This window comes from Serratia sp. JKS000199 (assembly GCF_900215455.1).
Taxonomy (GTDB): Bacteria; Pseudomonadota; Gammaproteobacteria; order Enterobacterales; family Enterobacteriaceae; genus Serratia; species Serratia ureilytica.
Genome location: NZ_LT907843.1, coordinates 4519126 through 4535760 on the forward strand (window position 1 = coordinate 4519126; position 16635 = coordinate 4535760).

General features: G+C 63.3%; 10 protein-coding genes. 7 read left to right on the forward strand and 3 right to left on the reverse strand.

Features of this window, described 5'->3' with window-relative positions:
- Positions 1-100: 100 nt before the first annotated feature.
- From bcsG to bcsE, 3 genes are read right to left on the reverse strand one after another with little or no spacing between them, the layout of a single operon-like run.
- Positions 101-1756: a cellulose biosynthesis protein BcsG gene (bcsG, locus tag CPH57_RS21395; RefSeq protein ID WP_096242706.1), complete on the reverse strand. Its 1656-nt coding sequence runs from the start codon at positions 1754-1756 to the stop codon at positions 101-103.
- Complete coding sequence (bcsF, locus tag CPH57_RS21400) at positions 1753-1959, reverse strand: cellulose biosynthesis protein BcsF (RefSeq protein WP_033645228.1); 207 nt, start codon at positions 1957-1959, stop codon at positions 1753-1755. The genes bcsG and bcsF overlap by 4 nt, the downstream gene beginning before the upstream one ends.
- Positions 1946-3514, reverse strand: coding sequence for a cellulose biosynthesis protein BcsE (gene bcsE / locus CPH57_RS21405; RefSeq protein ID WP_033645056.1), 1569 nt, complete (start codon positions 3512-3514; stop codon positions 1946-1948). Before bcsE ends, bcsF begins: the two co-directional genes overlap by 14 nt.
- A 189-nt stretch (positions 3515-3703) precedes the next feature.
- Between bcsE and bcsR the strand changes: the two genes are divergently transcribed.
- From bcsR to hmsP, 7 genes are all read left to right on the forward strand, one after another.
- The gene (gene bcsR, locus CPH57_RS21410; protein ID WP_033645055.1) at positions 3704-3895 is read left to right on the forward strand and encodes a cellulose biosynthesis protein BcsR; all 192 of its coding nucleotides are present in this window, start codon (positions 3704-3706) and stop codon (positions 3893-3895) included.
- 3 nt (positions 3896-3898) lie between these two features.
- Complete coding sequence (gene bcsQ / locus CPH57_RS21415; RefSeq protein WP_033645054.1) at positions 3899-4639, forward strand: cellulose biosynthesis protein BcsQ; 741 nt, start codon at positions 3899-3901, stop codon at positions 4637-4639.
- The gene (bcsA, locus tag CPH57_RS21420) at positions 4636-7239 is read left to right on the forward strand and encodes a UDP-forming cellulose synthase catalytic subunit (protein WP_033645053.1); all 2604 of its coding nucleotides are present in this window, start codon (positions 4636-4638) and stop codon (positions 7237-7239) included. The genes bcsQ and bcsA overlap by 4 nt, the downstream gene beginning before the upstream one ends.
- A 62-nt stretch (positions 7240-7301) precedes the next feature.
- Positions 7302-9590 carry a cellulose biosynthesis cyclic di-GMP-binding regulatory protein BcsB gene (gene bcsB / locus CPH57_RS21425; RefSeq protein WP_096242707.1) on the forward strand — a complete coding sequence of 763 codons (2289 nt, stop codon included), beginning with the start codon at positions 7302-7304 and terminating at the stop codon, positions 9588-9590.
- Between the two features lie 5 nt (positions 9591-9595).
- Positions 9596-10708: a cellulose synthase complex periplasmic endoglucanase BcsZ gene (bcsZ, locus tag CPH57_RS21430; protein ID WP_080273430.1), complete on the forward strand. Its 1113-nt coding sequence runs from the start codon at positions 9596-9598 to the stop codon at positions 10706-10708.
- Positions 10690-14163 carry a cellulose synthase complex outer membrane protein BcsC gene (gene bcsC / locus CPH57_RS21435; protein WP_096242708.1) on the forward strand — a complete coding sequence of 1158 codons (3474 nt, stop codon included), beginning with the start codon at positions 10690-10692 and terminating at the stop codon, positions 14161-14163. The genes bcsZ and bcsC overlap by 19 nt, the downstream gene beginning before the upstream one ends.
- Before the next feature lie 230 nt (positions 14164-14393).
- Positions 14394-16400 (forward strand): biofilm formation regulator HmsP, encoded by a 2007-nt coding sequence (gene hmsP, locus CPH57_RS21440; RefSeq protein WP_046688042.1) that lies wholly within the window; start codon positions 14394-14396, stop codon positions 16398-16400.
- Positions 16401-16635 lie beyond the last annotated feature (235 nt).

Consider the following 16635-nt stretch of genomic DNA (forward strand, 5'->3'; position numbering starts at 1 on the left):
AGTAATAATATTTTTGCCAGACGTTTAACTTCGCCTTTTGTCGGACTTGCTCAATAAAAAAAGCACGCCGTCGGCGTGCTTTGGGTCGATAAGGCCGCGCTTATTGCGGATAAGGCACCCAATCGCCGCCGTTCAGGCGAATGTAAGGTTTCCCCTGATATTGCATCACGATGGCGTTGTCGTTTTCGGAGATGACCGGCGTCTGCGGCAGCCCTTGCGTCAGCGCCTGCCAGTCGACGCTGGACTCGCTGAAGACTTTGCCGTCCACCAGACGTGATACCAGCTCCGACAGCGCCAGATAGCTGCTCGGCGTTTTGATCTGCAGCGGGCTGCCCTGATGCGGCGCCTTCATGCCGATCAGTTTGATGCCGACCGGCGTATGGGTGATGTTTGGGCTGGGGATATCGCGCAGGCCGGACATTTGCATCTTGTCACCCACCAACGCCGCGCCGTGCTCCGGCACGATCACCACCACCACTTTGCGGCCGGATTTTTCCAGCTGATCGAGGAAGGTGTTCAGCTGATCGAACAGCTTCTGCGCGCGCGGCTGATAGTCGGCGCTCTTGTTAGAGCCGACGAAGCGGTTGCCGTCGTGCAGCGGAATGACGTTGAAGAAGGTGGCGGTGCGGGCGTCTCCGGCTTTTTGCTGCTGATCCAGCCAGCGGGTCAGCAATTCCAGATCGCTATAAATCGGCTCGCCGTCGAACGACGTCAGCTCGTTGCCGACGCCGGCCTGCGACATCAGCGGCGCCTGCATATCCCCCTGTTCACGCAGCTCTTTCAGGAAGTTGCCGAACACCCCGGAGTGATCGAGCATCAGCTGTTCCTTGAAGCCGAGCTTCGCCAGGTTGTCGAACAGGTAACACTGCTGGTTCACCGGCTGGTACAGATCGTGATGCGAAAGCTGGCCGCAGCTGGCGCGCAGCAACCGTATGGCCGCCGGGCCGCTGTAGGCGGTGGCCGAGTTGAAGCTGTCGAACATGATATCCATCTTCGACCACAGCGGATGATTCTGCAGGTTGACCGCCTCCATATCGGCCCAGGCCAGCGAGCAGATGTTGATCACCAACAGATCGAACGGTTGGGCGTCGGCGGGCAAAGTGGCCGGGAACGCGGTGGCGCGGCCTTTTTCCCGCTCGTAGAACTGGTTCAGATAGGCCGTCAGGTTGGCGCTGGTCGGCGGCAGGCTGTCTGCGGGCGCATTATCTCCTGCCGTCGGCGCGGCCGTGGCCGGCGTGCCGGCGCCGCCGGCGGCAGCCGTGGAACTGGCGGGCAGCAGTGAGACCGCCGGCCCGGCGATGTTGACGATATTGAGCCACACCAGCGCGGCCACGGTGAACACCGTAACGCGCACCCACTGGGCGACGAACAGGTAAGCGATAAGCAACACGAAGGCGGCGCCGACCATCTGCCAGTTGATAAAGCGGCTGACCAGCTCCAGCAGGTACTGGGCGCTGAAGCCGGCCAGCTGAGAGCCCTGGCTGAGAATGCTGTTGATGCCCGGCAGCCAGGTATCGTGGTAGAACAACGCGATGCCGATCGGGATGGCGAGGTAATGGCGCCAGCGGTGCAGCCGCGGCGAGGGGATCGGCATCAGCAGATAGGCCATGAACACCAGGTTCGGCAGCGCGTGGAAATTCAGGTAGCCGAACCACAGCAGGGCGAATTTCGCCAGAAAGTAGAGGTTCCAGCCACCCAGCCCGCGCCAGTAGCGCCACAGAGCGTTATCGGATTGCGTATTTGTGTTTGGATTCATGGCTGCTTCTTATGACGTTTAATCTGGGAGGATGAGCCTGTGCGCACCCATAAACCGGCGGATTTCAAATAGCGCGGCGATAACAACAGGTTTTGCCAGTATTGACGCAAATGCGGAAAACGCCGGTGAAAGGCGTAGCCCAGCGGAATGAAGACCAGCGCGCACAGCAAGATCAGTTGCAGGATGTCGTTAAGGTTCAGCATGCTTTTCCTCCTGCGGGCCAAGCGGCAGCGTGAAAGCGATCGGCTGGCGGCGTTCTGCGGGCTCTGCGGCCGTCACCACGGGGGGCGGCGGCGCGACGCCCGCGGCACCGGTGGCGGTAAGCTGCCAGCGCCCCTGAGCCATGCGTTTGATTTCCGAAATGATATCGACATCCTGGTGCCACACCACCCGGTTGCTGAAGGCTTCATCCACCGGCAGGCGGAAGATGAACTTCAGCGCGGTGTTCAGATCGTTGATGCGGCAGGTGGAGAGGAACAGCACCAGGCGCCCCTGCACCACGGTCATCACGTCGCCGAAACGCCGCAGGTGGCACAGGGTCATCGCCTGTTCGGCGCGCAGGCCGGTGGCCGGGCGCAACGCCACCATCACGCCTTTGCCGTCCTCGGGCAGCAAGGTGTTGGCCATCAGCGAAAGCACCGCCTGGCTAAACGGTTCCGGTCGCATGTAGCCTTTCAGCTGCAGCGGACGCAGCCCGGCCAGCAGCGCATCGATGTCGGCGGGCACGTGACGTGAGAAGCGCTGCCCCTGGATGCCTTCAAGCATGGTCAGAAAACGCGACAGCGGCGCGACGTGCGGCACGATCAGGTTGGCACCGCAGGCCAGCAGCAGCCGTTCGTCGCTGTAGCGCAGGCTGGCGCTCATCTCGCGCACCGCGATTTTCAGGCCGTTGCCGCGGCTGCGGCGCAGGGTGTGGATCTGGTGCGCCAGATGATCGATTTGGTCGCTTTGATACAACGCGAAAATCAACGTCGCCGAGAGTCTCAGCATGCCGTGCTGCGCCAGTTCGTCGTTGTTCTCCAACAGCTGCCAGTTGGCGGACAGCGGCGGCGCGCCTTCCAGGATGCTGCGCTCGGCCAGATACTGGCCTTCGTCGCTGCGCAAGGCGGTGGGGGAGGGTTGGCTATTTTCCTCCTCGCCCTGCCAACCGCCTTCCGCCGCATACAGCGTCAGCAGCTGATTGGCGTTGATGCCGTTTTCGGTGCTCCACCAGTTCACCAGGTATTGCGCGCTGTCCTGCTGCCATTGCAGGCTGGACAGGCCGTTCAGGATGCGGTGCTGTGTGCTGAGCTGCCCTTTGAGCTTATTGATGCCGCCGCCGTGGCTGAGGATCAATAGCGTACACCCCTGCCGCCGCAGCCAGGCGGCGAGGGTGCGCGTCCATTCGCGCAGTTCTTCGGTGGTGAAGGTTTGCCACAGGCTGGCGTGGGCCAGCAGGATAAGTAAGCGATTTTGCGGCCGCAGGGCGCGCATCAGATCGTCGCTCAACTGCGCCAGCGCGGCTTTTTTCTCCGGTAGTTGATACAGCGGCAGCTTCTGCAAAGCGGGCGCAGCCAGCTCGGCCAGCAGGCGATCGGGTTTGTCTCCGCTGCAGATCAGGGCGAGCTTGCGGGTGGCCGGCTGGGCGGCGATGGCCTGGCGACACAACAGCGCGGCGTCGCTTTGCCTGTCGATATTGATCCAATAAAGCCCGGGGGCCTGCATCACCGACAGCTCTTCCCAAATCTGCCGAATGCCTAGAGAAAAAGAGTGCGCCATAGGATGTGTTCTACTTTCGTTGAAAGCCGACTAAAGGCGTTTATATTTAAAGATAGCCATTTTTACGCTGGCAATAACAAATCTCCGATGCTCTTCAATAATATTTGTTGAGAATCATCTTATTGCCTGTCTCTTTTTGTATCGTTGCTATAGTTAATTAACATAGCCTATTTTCGCCAAGGCGGAAGAATGAATAACGCACCCAGCCATTTTCGTGCAGCGGCGCCGGAGGAGAGCCAGGATGACCTGCAGGCGCTCAGCCAGGCTTTTTCATTACCAAAATTAAGCTATGTCGATATTTCGCGGCAGGAGCGGTTAACGCAAATGATGACGCGCTGGCCGCTGCTGGCCGAATTGGCGCAAAACGCGGGGAGCCACTGATCTATGCCGGCGATCGCGCTGCAAGGGTTGCGGGGTGGAATGGGGACGACGTCAGTCACGGCGGCGCTCGCCTGGGCGTTGCGCCAGCTTGGCGAGTCGGTGCTGGCGATAGACTTTACGCCGGACAATCTGCTGCGCCTGCATTTCAACACGCCGTTCGAACTGGCGCGCGGCTGGGCACGCGCGGAACAGGACGGCGGCGGTTGGCGGGAAGGCGCGCTGCGTTATTGCGAAAACCTCGACTTTTTACCGTTTGGCCGCCTGAATGCGGCGGAACGGCTGGAAGTGCAACATCGGTGTCAGGCGCATCCCGATCGCTGGCGCGATAATTTGCGTCAGCTGATGGCCGGCGATCCGCAGCGCTGGATCCTGCTGGACGTCCCGGTCGGGGATGGCGTTTTGGCGCAGCAGGCATTGCAACTGGCCGACAGCGTGTTCGTGCTGTTGAACCCCGACGCCAACTGTCAGGTGCGGCTCCATCAGCAGGCGCTGCCGCACGCAAGTCATTTCCTGATTAACCATTACTCTTCGGCCAGCCGGCTGCAGCAGGATTTGCATCAGCTGTGGCTGCAAACGCTGAGCGGCCTGTTGCCGGTGGTTATCCACCGCGATGAAGCGCTGGCGGAAGCGCTGGCGGCCAAACAGCCGCTGGGCGAGTACCGCCCCGAGAGCCTGGCGGCGGATGAAGTGCTGACGCTGGCCAACTGGTGCCTGATCAACCTCAAACGGGGCATTGCGCCATGAGTCGGGTGCTGAGCCTGCTGCTGGTGCCGCCGGTGCGCCAGGCGGTGCAGGCGCGTTACCGCGCCTATCGCCGCAGCGGGGCGTCGGCGCTGACCGCCTTTTTCACTACGCTGTTGGTGGCGCTGGGGTGGATGCTGCTGCGTTTGGAGTCACCGGCCTGGCGGCGCGTGCGCGCCGGCCGCGCTTACTGGTTCCCGCATCTGTCCGCCGAACGCCCCCGCCCGGCGGATGCGCTGCGCTATTTGCTGCAGGGGGCGTGGCTGCTGCTGTTCCGCAGCGGCCGCGCGCCGGTGCAGCGCGATTATTTCGCCGGTTGGCGGCGGCTGCAGCAGCGCTATGCCGACTGGCTGCAGGGCTTGCCGCAGCGGCTGAAAAACGCCGGCGTGGAACAGCGCTCGGTAGAGCGACTCGGCCGCATGAACCGCGGATTGCGGCGCGCGCTGTTCATTCTGGTCGGCGTGCTGGCGGCGATCCTCGCCATGCTGTGCATCTCGCAACCGTTCGATCTGTCGGCGCAGTTCGTGTTCGTTCTGCTGCTGTGGGGGATCGCGATGGTGGTGCGCCGGGTGCCGGGGCGCTTGCCTGCGTTGATGCTGATCGTGCTGTCGTTGACCGTCTCCTGCCGTTACCTGTGGTGGCGCTATACCGCCACGCTGAACTGGGACGATCCGCTCAGCCTGGTATGCGGCCTGCTGTTGCTGGTGGCGGAAACTTACGCCTGGGTGGTGTTGGTGCTGGGCTATTTCCAGACTATCTGGCCGCTTAACCGCCAGCCGGTGCCGTTGCCCGAAGACAGCGCCACCTGGCCGACCATCGATCTGATGGTGCCGACCTACAACGAAGACCTCGGGGTGGTGAAGCCCACCATCTATGCGGCGCTGGGCATCGACTGGCCGAAAGAGAAAGTGAACATCTATATCCTTGATGACGGCAATCGCCCCGAGTTCCGGGCGTTCGCCGCCGAGGTGGGAGTGAAGTACATCGCCAGGCCGACTCACGAACACGCCAAGGCCGGCAACATCAACAACGCGCTGAAGCAGGCCACCGGCGAGTTCGTGGCGATTTTCGACTGCGACCATGTCCCGACGCGCTCCTTCCTGCAGCTGACCATGGGGTGGTTCTTCAAAGACAAAAAGCTGGCGATGCTGCAGACCCCGCACCACTTCTTCTCGCCGGATCCCTTCGAGCGCAACCTTGGCCGCTTCCGTCAGACGCCCAACGAGGGCACTTTGTTCTACGGGCTGGTGCAGGACGGCAACGACATGTGGGACGCCACCTTCTTCTGCGGCTCTTGCGCCATCCTGCGCCGCAGCGCGCTGGACGAAATCGGCGGCATTGCGGTGGAAACCGTCACCGAAGACGCCCATACCTCGCTGCGTTTGCACCGGCGCGGGCATACCTCGGCCTATATCCGCATTCCGCAGGCCGCCGGGCTGGCGACCGAAAGCCTGTCGGCGCACATCGGCCAGCGCATTCGCTGGGCGCGCGGCATGGTGCAGATCTTCCGGCTCGACAACCCGTTGCTGGGCAAGGGGCTGAAACTGGCGCAGCGCCTGTGCTACGCCAACGCCATGCTGCACTTCCTGTCGGGCATCCCGCGGCTGATCTTCCTCACCGCGCCGCTGGCGTTTTTGCTGTTGCATGCCTACATCATCTTCGCGCCGGCGCTGGCGATCGCGCTTTACGTGCTGCCGCACATGATCCACGCCAGCCTGACCAACTCGCGCATCCAGGGGAAATACCGCCATTCGTTCTGGAGCGAAATCTATGAAACGGTGTTGGCCTGGTATATCGCGCGGCCGACGACGGTGGCGCTGTTCAATCCGCACAAGGGCAAATTCAACGTGACCGCCAAGGGCGGGCTGGTGGAGGAGGAGCACGTCGACTGGGTGATCACCCGGCCTTACATGTTCCTGGTGGTTCTTAACCTCGCCGGGCTGGCGTTCGGCGCCTGGCGGCTGGCCTATGGCCCGACGGACGAGGTGATGACGGTGATCATCAGCCTGGTGTGGGTGCTGTACAACATGACCATTCTCGGCGGCGCGGTGGCGGTGGCGGTGGAAGCCAAACAGGTGCGTCAGGCGCACCGCGTGGAGATCGCCATGCCGGCGGCGATCGCGCGTGCCGACGGCCACCTCTACCCCTGCACGCTGCGCGATTACTCCGATGGCGGCGTGGGCATCGAGATGCGGGTGGCGGACACGTTGAAAGAGGGCGACAAGGCCTCGCTGCTGCTCAAACGCGGCCAGCAGGAGTACAGCTTCCCCTGCGTGGTGACGCGCGCCTTCGGCAACAAGGTGGGGGTGCGTCTGGTCAGTCTTTCCACCCGCGAACACATCGATTTTATTCAGTGCACCTTCGCCCGCGCCGATACCTGGGCGCTGTGGCAGGACGGGTTCCCTGAAGACCGGCCGATCGAAAGCCTGCGCGACGTGCTGGCGCTGGGCTTCCGCGGCTATGTGCGCATGGCGGACTACGCGCCGCCGCTGGTGCGCGGTCTGCTGGTCGGGGTCACGTCGTTGACCGCCTGGGTAGTGTCGTTTATTCCGCGCGGCGTCGGCAGGGATCCGACCTTGGGTCAACAAGAAACCGTGGGTTAGCTGCGAGTTCAACCGCCCGCTCACTCGCCCGGTGAACAGGCTCCAACATTGATGATGATACGATGACGAGAAAAATAACCTGGTTAACTGCTCTGGCCTTAGGCATCAGCACCCTGTCGCAGGCCGAAACCGCCACCGCGCCGACCGTGGCGGCCCAGCCGCCGATCGCTGCGGCGGCCGATACGGCGACCGCGCCGCAGGATCCGAATGCGCCGGTGCGCGACGTGTCGCTGCCGTTCGCGCAGATAGCGCCGCCGCCGGGCACCTTTGTTCTGCGCGGCACCCGGCCGGACGGGCAGATCGAATTCGGCGTGCGCAGCGATGAGGTGGTCTCGCAGGCGATGCTCGACCTGGAATTTACGCCGTCGCCGGCGCTGATCCCGGTCGAGTCGCACGTCAAGGTCTACCTCAACGACGAGCTGATGGGCGTGACCACGATCGCCAAGGAGCAGTTGGGCAAGCCCAATCGCATCCAGATGGCGATCGATCCGCGCTATATCACCGATTTTAACCGCGTCCGGCTGGTGTTCGTCGGCCATTATCAGAACATCTGCGAAAACCCGGCCAGCACCTCGCTGTGGCTCGACGTCAGCAAATCCAGCGCGCTGAAGCTGCGCTTCCAGACGCTGCCGGTGAAAAACGAGCTGTCGCACTTCCCTGAGCCGTTCTTCGACAGCCGCGATAATCGGCCGCTGACGCTGCCGATGGTGTTCGCCGGCCAGCCGGATCTGGCCCAGCAGCGCGCGGCGGGCATTCTGGCCTCGTGGTTCGGCAGCAAGGCGCAGTGGCGCGGGCAATCCTTCCCGACGCTGTATAACGCGCTGCCGACGCAGCACGCGGTGGTGTTCGCCACCAATAAGCAGCGCCCGGATTTCCTGCGCGATTACCCGGCGGTCAACGGCCCGACGGTGGAGATGATCAGCCACCCGGACAATCCCTACGTCAAACTGCTGCTGATTCAGGGGCGTGATGACAACGATTTGATCACCGCGGTGAAAGGCATCGCGCAGGGCGACATTCTGTTCCGCGGCCAGAACGTGACGGTGGACAAGGTGGAACAGCTGGCGGCGCGTCAGCCTTACGACGCGCCGAACTGGGTGCGCACCGATCGGCCGATGACCTTCGCCGAACTGCAGCAATACGCCGAACAGCTGCAAACCAGCGGTATCGAGCCCGGCCCGATTTCATTGACCATGAACCTGCCGCCGGATCTGTTCCTGATCCGCAGCACCGGCATCGACATGCACCTCAAGTACCGTTATACCGCGCCGCGCATTCAGGACGGTTCGCGGCTGAGCGTCAGCCTGAACAACCAGTTCGTGCAGGCGTACTCGCTGGTGCCGGAACACGAACAGGGCACGCAGCTGCTGCGCCTGCCGTTGACGCAGGGGCTGCTCGACTCCGACAAGAACGTCAGTATCCCGGCGCTGCGGCTGGGTGCCACCAACCAGCTGCGCTTTGACTTTGATTACACCACGTTGCTGGCCAGCGGCGCGGAAGGGCGCTGCGAAACCTACTCCTTCACGCAAAACCACGCGGTGATCGACGGCGCGTCTACCATCGATTTCTCCGGCTATCGCCACTTTATGGCGATGCCGGACCTGCGCGCCTTCGCCAACGCCGGCTTCCCGTTCAGCCGCCTGGCGGATCTGTCGCAAACGCTGGTGTTGGTGAACCAGAAACCGCAGCCGGCGCAGGTCAGCGCGCTGCTGAACGCGCTCGGCGTGATCGGCGCGCAAACCGGCTACCCGGCGCTGGCCTTTACGCTGAGCGACGATTGGTCGCAGGCCAAGGAGCGCGACGACGATATCCTGATGGTCGGCACCATTCCGCCAGAGCTGCGCGACGACAAGAAAATCAGCCTGCTGGTGGACGCGACCCAAAGCTGGGTGAAACAGCCGACGCGTCAGCCGCCGCTGCCCAGTGCGGAAGTGCTGGCGGAGGATACACGGCCGGACAGCAAGACCACCGTCAGCTCCGAGGGCGCGATGTCGGCGATCATTGGCGTGCAGTCGCCGTTCAACGACCAGCGCAGCATCGTGGCGCTGTTGGCGGACAGCCCGCGCGGCTATGAGCTGCTGAACAATGCCCTGCTGGACAGCGGCAAGCGCGCCGCTGTGTTCGGCTCGGTGGCGGTGATCCGCGAATCGGGGGTCAACAGCCTGCGCGTCGGTGATGTTTACTATGTCGGCCACCTGCCTTGGTGGGAGCGGCTTTGGTATGCCCTCTCCACCCATCCGGTTCTGCTGGCGGTGCTCGCGGTGGTGCTGGTGGTGATCCTGGGGTTGATGCTGTGGCGCGGCCTGAAGGCCTTCAGCCGGCGGCGTCTGGCGCCTGAAGATCGGGATTGACGGCGGTGAACGCGATGCTGCAACGCCTGTCGCTCGGCATGCTGCTGCTGTGCGCTTTCAGCGCGGCGGCGGCCTGCGAATGGCCGGGCTGGCAACAGTACAAGCAGTTCTACATCAGCCCGCAGGGGCGGGTGATCGATCCGAGCAGCCCGAACAAAATCACCACGTCGGAGGGGCAGAGTTACGGCCTGTTCTTCGCCCTGGTGGCCAATGACCGGCCGACCTTCGACCAGCTGTTGACCTGGACGGAGAACAACCTGGCGGCGGGCGATCTCAGCGCCCGTTTACCCGCCTGGCTGTGGGGCGAGGGCGACGACAAGCAGTGGAAGGTGCTGGACGCCAACTCGGCGTCGGACGCCGATCTGTGGATCGCTTATAACCTGCTCGAAGCCGGCCGCCTGTGGAAAAGCCGGCGTTATCAAACCCTGGGGACGCTGCTGTTGCAGCGCATCGGCCGCGAGGAAGTGGCCGACATCCCCGGCCTGGGGCTGATGCTGCTGCCAGGCAAAGTCGGGTTCGTGGCGGAAGATCGCTGGCGGCTGAACCCCAGCTACCTGCCGCCGCAGCTGTTGACGCGTTTTGCGGCGCTGAACGGCCCGTGGCGCGCGATGCGCGAGATCAATCAGCGGCTGTGGTTGGAGACCGCGCCGCACGGCTTCTCGCCGGACTGGGTGGTATGGCGGGTCGGTGCCGGCTGGCAGCCGGACACCGTCAAGCCGAACGTCGGCAGCTACGACGCCATTCGGGTCTATCTGTGGGCCGGCATGCTGGCGGACGACGATGAACACAAGGCGGCGCTGCTCAAACGCTTCCAGCCGATGGCGCAGCTCACCGCCAGCCAGGGCGTGCCGCCGGAGAAAACCGATACCGCCAGCGGCAAAACCACCGGCGACGGCCCGGTCGGCTTTTCCGCCGCGATGTTGCCGATGTTGGCGGCGCAGGCCGACGCGCTGGCGGCCCAGCGGCAACGGATCGGCGAACACCCGCCGGGTGACGACGCCTATTTCAGCGCCTCGCTGACGCTGTTCGGCCAGGGGTGGGATCAACAACGTTATCGCTTTAATCGTCAGGGTGAATTGCAACCCTCGTGGGACGGCCAATGCACAACTTCAAAATAAACTGGCTGAATTTGATTCCGCTGAGTCTGGCGATGCTGCCGCAGGCGCGCGCTGCGGAGGCCGTGGCGCCGGAGCAGTGGCTGCTGGAGCAGGTGCGCATTGGCGAGGCCGGCAACAAGGACGATCTGGTGCGCCAATCGCTGTACCGGCTCGAACTGATGGATCCGAACAACCCGGACGTGATCGCCGCGCGCATGCGTTTGGCGCTGCGGCAGGGCAACATGGCGCTGGCGCAGCAGCAGTTGGACAAGCTGAAAACGCTCGCGCCGCAGTCCAGCGCTTATCGCCAGGCGCAAATGAACATGCTGCTGACCCAGCCGGAAACCCGGCAAAAGCTGCAGCAGGCGCGCCTGATGGCGACCGCCGGCCGGTTGCCGGAGGCCAAGGCGCAGTACGATGCGTTGTTCCACGGCGAGCCGCCGACGCTCGATCTGGCGGTGGAATACTGGCGGCTGGTGGCGCGCTTGCCGGGACAGGAGGCGAAGGCGTTAAAGCAGCTGCAGGCGCTGGATCAGCAATATTCCGGCAACGCGGCGCTGCGCATGTCGCTGGCGCGCATGCTGTTCAGCCAGAATCAGGACGCGCAGGCCTATGAACTGCTGCAGAAGATCGCCGCCGATCCGGCCGGGCGCGGCGACGCCGCCGATCTGTGGCTGGACAAGGTCAAAGCGATGCCGGTCAGCGCGCAGAGCGTAGCGGCGCTCAACCGTTTCCTCGGCGTGTTCGACACCGGCGATCAGGCGACCCGCGCCCGTGAAGAGCTGGCCAGACAGCAGAAACTGTTGGCCGATCCGGCTTATCAGGCGAGGGTGCGCGGTCTGGCGCAGGTGGATAAAGGCGGTAGCCGGGCAGCCATTCCAGAGTTGCAAAAGGCGCTGGCGGCGGCGCCGAACGACGCCGAGGTGCTGGGCGCGCTCGGCCAGGCCTACTCGCGCGCCGGCAACCGCCCGCAGGCGCTGAAGCTGTTTCGCCAGGCGCTGGCCGCCGACAAGAGCGGCTACGGCAGCGGCAAATGGCAGAGTCTGATCAAGAGCACCGGCTACTGGCTGGCGATCGACGAGGGCGACAAAGCGCTCAAGGCCGGCAATCTCGCGCTGGCTCGGCAGAAATATCAACAGGCGCGCCAGCTCGACGACAGCAACGGCGACGCGTTTATCGGCCTGGGCGATGTGGCGGTGGCGAGCAAGGATGACGCCGCGGCGGAAGGGTTTTATCAGCAGGCGTTGCGGCGCGATCCCGGCAACGGCAGCGCGCTGCGCGGCCTGGTGAATATCTATCAACGCCAGTCGCCGGAAAAAGCGCTGGCCTACCTTGACGGCCTGCCGCGCAGCCAGCAGGCCAAGCTGCGCAGCACTCTCGATGGGCTGCGGCTCGACAGGTTGAAACAGCAGGCGGAGACGCTGGCGCAGCAGCAACAGTGGCAGCAGGCGGCGGAAATCTATCGGCGCGCCCAGCCGATGGCGCCCGACGATGTCTGGCTGACCTATCGCTATGCCCAGGCGCTGCGTCAGGCCGGGCAGCCGCAACAGGCGGACGCCTTATTCCGGCAGCTGACGCAGCGCCAGCACGCCAATCCGCAGCTGACCTACGCCTATGCGCTCTATCTTTCCGGCAGCGATCGCGACAGGCAGGCGCTGGCGCAGCTCAATACGCTGCCTGCGGCGCAATGGAACGACAACATGCGCGAACTGGCGCAGCGGCTGAAAATGCAGGCGGTAATCGAGCATGCCGAACGGCTGCGGGCCGCCGGTGACGAAGCGGCGGCGGAAGCCTATCTGCGTCGGCAGCCGGCGGACACCCGCATCGATTTGCTGCTCGCCGACTGGGCGCTGGCGCGCGGGGAGTATGCGGCGGCGCTGGACGACTATCAGCGGGTGAAACGGCGTGAACCGAACAACCCGGATGCGCAGCTGGGCGAGATCGAAGCCTATGTGGCGCAGGGGGATCTGGACGCGGCGCGTCAGCGGCTGAAAACCGAACCGCAGCCGCAAGACGCTTCGCTCAACAGCCAACGGCGGGTCGCCAACGCCTGGGGCGCGGTCGGCGATCCGCAGCAGGCCGACGCGCTCTTCAGCCGGCTGAAAACGGCGGCGGCTTCGGAGCCCGCCGGGCAGACCAAGGCGCTTGTTTATCGTGACGCCGCCCGGCTGGAACGGGCTCAGCAACAGCCTGAGCGGGCGCAGCAGGATTACCGCCAGGCGATGGTGGCCGGCGGCATCACGCCGACGCTGCCGCAGGATAATGACGGCTACACCTATTTGACGCGCAATAATCCGAGCGACGACTGGCTGAAACGCGGCATCCGCTCCGACGCCGCGGATCTGTATCGACAGCAAGACGTGAACGTCACGCTCGATCACGATTACTGGCGCTCGAGCGGCACCGGCGGCATTTCCGACTTCAACGCGCACGACACCATGCTGCAGGTGGACATGCCGCTGTATGACGGGCGCGCCTTTTTGCGTACCGACACCGTGCAGCTGGATGCCGGCCGCTTCTCGACCGACGGCAGCGGCAAGTACTACGAAACCTTCGGCACCTGCAACACGCAAGGGTGCCGCGGCGATGAACACCAGAAAACCACCGGCACCAGCGTGGCGGCCGGCTGGAAAAACGATCGCTGGGCCGCCGACATCGGCACGACGCCGATGGGCTTTGAGGTGGTCGACTGGACCGGCGGCCTGGCCTACAGCGGCGACTGGAACCACATCGGCTGGACGCTGGCGGCCTCGCGGCGGCCGATCTCCAGCTCGCTGCTGGCGTTTGGCGGCGCCAAGGATCCGAATACCGGCACTACCTGGGGCGGCGTGCGCGCCACCGGCGTCAGTCTGAGCGCCAGCTACGATCGCGGCGAGGCGAACGGCGTGTGGGCCGATCTCAGCGCGCACCAGCTCACCGGCAAGAACGTGGCGGACAACCAGCGGCAGCGGTTGATGGCCGGTTACTACTACAAGCTGATCAACGAAGACAATCGCCGCCTGAGCGTTGGGCTCAATACCATGCTGTGGCACTACCAGAAGGATTTGAGCGGCTATTCGCTGGGGCAGGGCGGCTATTACAGCCCGCAGCAATATCTGTCGCTGTCGCTGCCGGTCAACTACCGTCAGCGCACCGAGAACTGGTCGTGGGAGCTGGGCGGTTCGGTTTCGCTGTCCCATTCCAAAACCGACAGCCAGCGCCGCTATCCGCTGCAGGGACTGATCCCGGATTCGTTGCCCGATAAGTTCGCCGTCGAGGACGGCAGCGCCTCGAGCGGCGTCGGTTATACCCTGCGGGCGATCGTCGAACGCCGTCTCAGTTCGCACTGGACGCTCGGCGCCGGCATCGACATTCAACAGGCGAAGGACTATACGCCGAGCCACGCGTTGATTTATCTGCGTTATTCCCTGGCCGGCTGGCAAGGGGATCTCGATTTGCCGCCGCAGCCGCTGACGCCTTACGCCGACTTCAAGTAGCCGGAAGGGGGAAAGATTCGGAGTGTCGGACGCCGGGGAGTTTTGTTACCCTGTGTGCGGGTCGCGTTTGTTCGCTTTAGGAAAAGACTGAAACCCGCGATTTTCTTGGTTTTGCCTGCGGCATAGCCAGATAAAAACAGCCGATGATCGAGTATACTCAGCCCGGTTCGAGGGGGCGGGTGAGAGTCAGCCCCCTTTTTTGTTTCAGCCCGATTTCACGGAGAGCAGGTTTGCGGGTCAGGCGTTCGTTAACGATTAAGCAGATGGCGACAGTGTCCGGCGTGGCGCTGGTTACGATCTGCATCTTTATCGTGATCCAGTTATTCCACTTTGTGCAGCAGCGCAGGGATGACTACGCCCAGCAACTGGAGAATATCGCCCACTCCGTGCGCCAGCCGCTGGCGGAGGCGGTGCTGCGCATGGACGTGCCGGAAGCCAAAAGGGTGCTGAACACGCTGTTGCCGGTCGGCATTCTCAGCCGGGCGGATATCGTCTTGCCGAACGAGTTTCAGGCGCTGCACGCCAATTTCCCGCCGGAGCGGCCGGTGCCGACGCTGATCGCCCGGCTGTTTGAACTGCCTATCCAAATATCCGTGCCGCTCTATTCGCTGGAACGGGTGCCGGCCAACCAGCAGCCGCTGGCCTACCTGGTGCTGCAGGCCGATTCGTTCCGCATGTATCAGTTTATCCTCAGCATATTGTCGACCATGCTGTCGACCTACCTGCTGCTGGCGCTGATCCTGTCGGTGTCCATCACCTGGTGCATGAACCGGCTGATGGTGCATCCGCTGCGCGCGATGGCCAAAGAGCTGGAGAACATCTCGCAGGACGAAGCGCCCTATCATCAACTGATGCTGCCGGCGCTGCACCAGGATGATGAGCTCGGCCTGCTGGTGCGCAATTACAACCGCAATCAACAGACGCTGGCCAAGGCGCATGCCGACATGAGCCGCCTGAGCACCCGCCACCCGGTGACCGAACTGCCGAACCCGGCCTTGCTGAACGCGTTGCTGGAACAGCATATCGCCTCCAGCCTGCGCCCCGAGCGTTTTAACCTGCTGGTGATCGGCATCGAGACGCTGCATGAAGCGTCGGGCGTGATGAGCCCGGCGATGCGCGAGGCATTGCTGTTGGCGCTGGCGAAGAAGCTGCGCGGCTGCATCGACGAAAACGGCGTGCTGGCACAGCTGAGCAATACCGAATTCGCCATCCTGGCCAAGGGCATCGAGCGGCCGTTCCACGCTATGCAGCTGGCGCGGCGCATCATGGCGGAGATCAACGCGCCGTTGACGCTGGAAGGACTGGCGCTGCGGCCCAACGCCAGCATCGGCATCGCCCACTACCTCAATCAGGGGGAGAGTGCGGAACAGCTGCTGCGTAGCGCCACCTCGGCGATGATGTCCGCGCATCGCGAAGGGAAAAATCAGATCCTGTTCTTCGAACCCAGCCTGACGGAGCGCACGCAGAAGCGATTGACGCAGGAGAGCGAGATCCTGCACGGCATTGAGCAGCGGCATTTCACGCTGTTCCTGCAGCCACAGATCGACATGCAGTCCAACGAGGTGATTGGCGCAGAAGCGTTGCTGCGCTGGCAGCAGTACGACGGCAGCTATACCCTGCCGGCCGACGTCATTCCGCTCGCGGAAGAGCTGGGCGTGATTGTGCCGCTCGGCAACTGGGTGCTGGAAGAGTCCTGCCGTATCCTGGCGGACTGGCAGCAGCGCGGCATTGCGCTGCCGCTGGCGGTCAACGTTTCCGGCATTCAGATGCAGGACGAGGCGTTTGTTCCGCATCTGAAAAATCTGCTGGCGCAGTATCGAATCGATCCGCGCAAGCTGCTGCTGGAGATCACCGAGACGGTACGCATCGACGATCTCGACCGCGCGCTGGCGCTGCTGCGCGAGCTGCACGATCTGGGGCTGTCGATCGCGTTGGACGACTTCGGCATGGGCTACTCCAGCCTGGAGTACCTGAACCGGTTGAAATCCCTGCCGATCGATTTGATTAAAATCGACCGCAGTTTCATTCAGGGGCTGCCGGCCGACGATGCGATGGTGCGCATCGTCAGTTCAATCTCTGAAGTGCTGGCGTTGCCGGTGATGGCCGAAGGCGTGGAAAACGCCGAGCAGCGCGACTGGCTGCTGAAGCACGGCATTCGCAGCGGGCAAGGGTTCCTGTTCGCTCGGCCGCTGCCGCGTGAAGCGTTCGAAACCGAGTTTTGCCGCGCGGCGCCGTGAGCGCCGCGTTACCTTTCCGGTACTTTTCCCCGTCCGAAAATCGCTATTCCACTCATACCTCTTTTGCGTTAGTGCAAACAAAGGCTTACGCAATTTTCAGCTTTGCACCCGGACTGACGCGTTTCAGCTCTTAAATTCACATCAACCCTGAGGGGTGGGTGCAACAAATTATTTCCATGTTGTTAAGTGGGTGTTATTTTCCGCGCAAGCAATGAACAGGCTGGATTTTTAGACT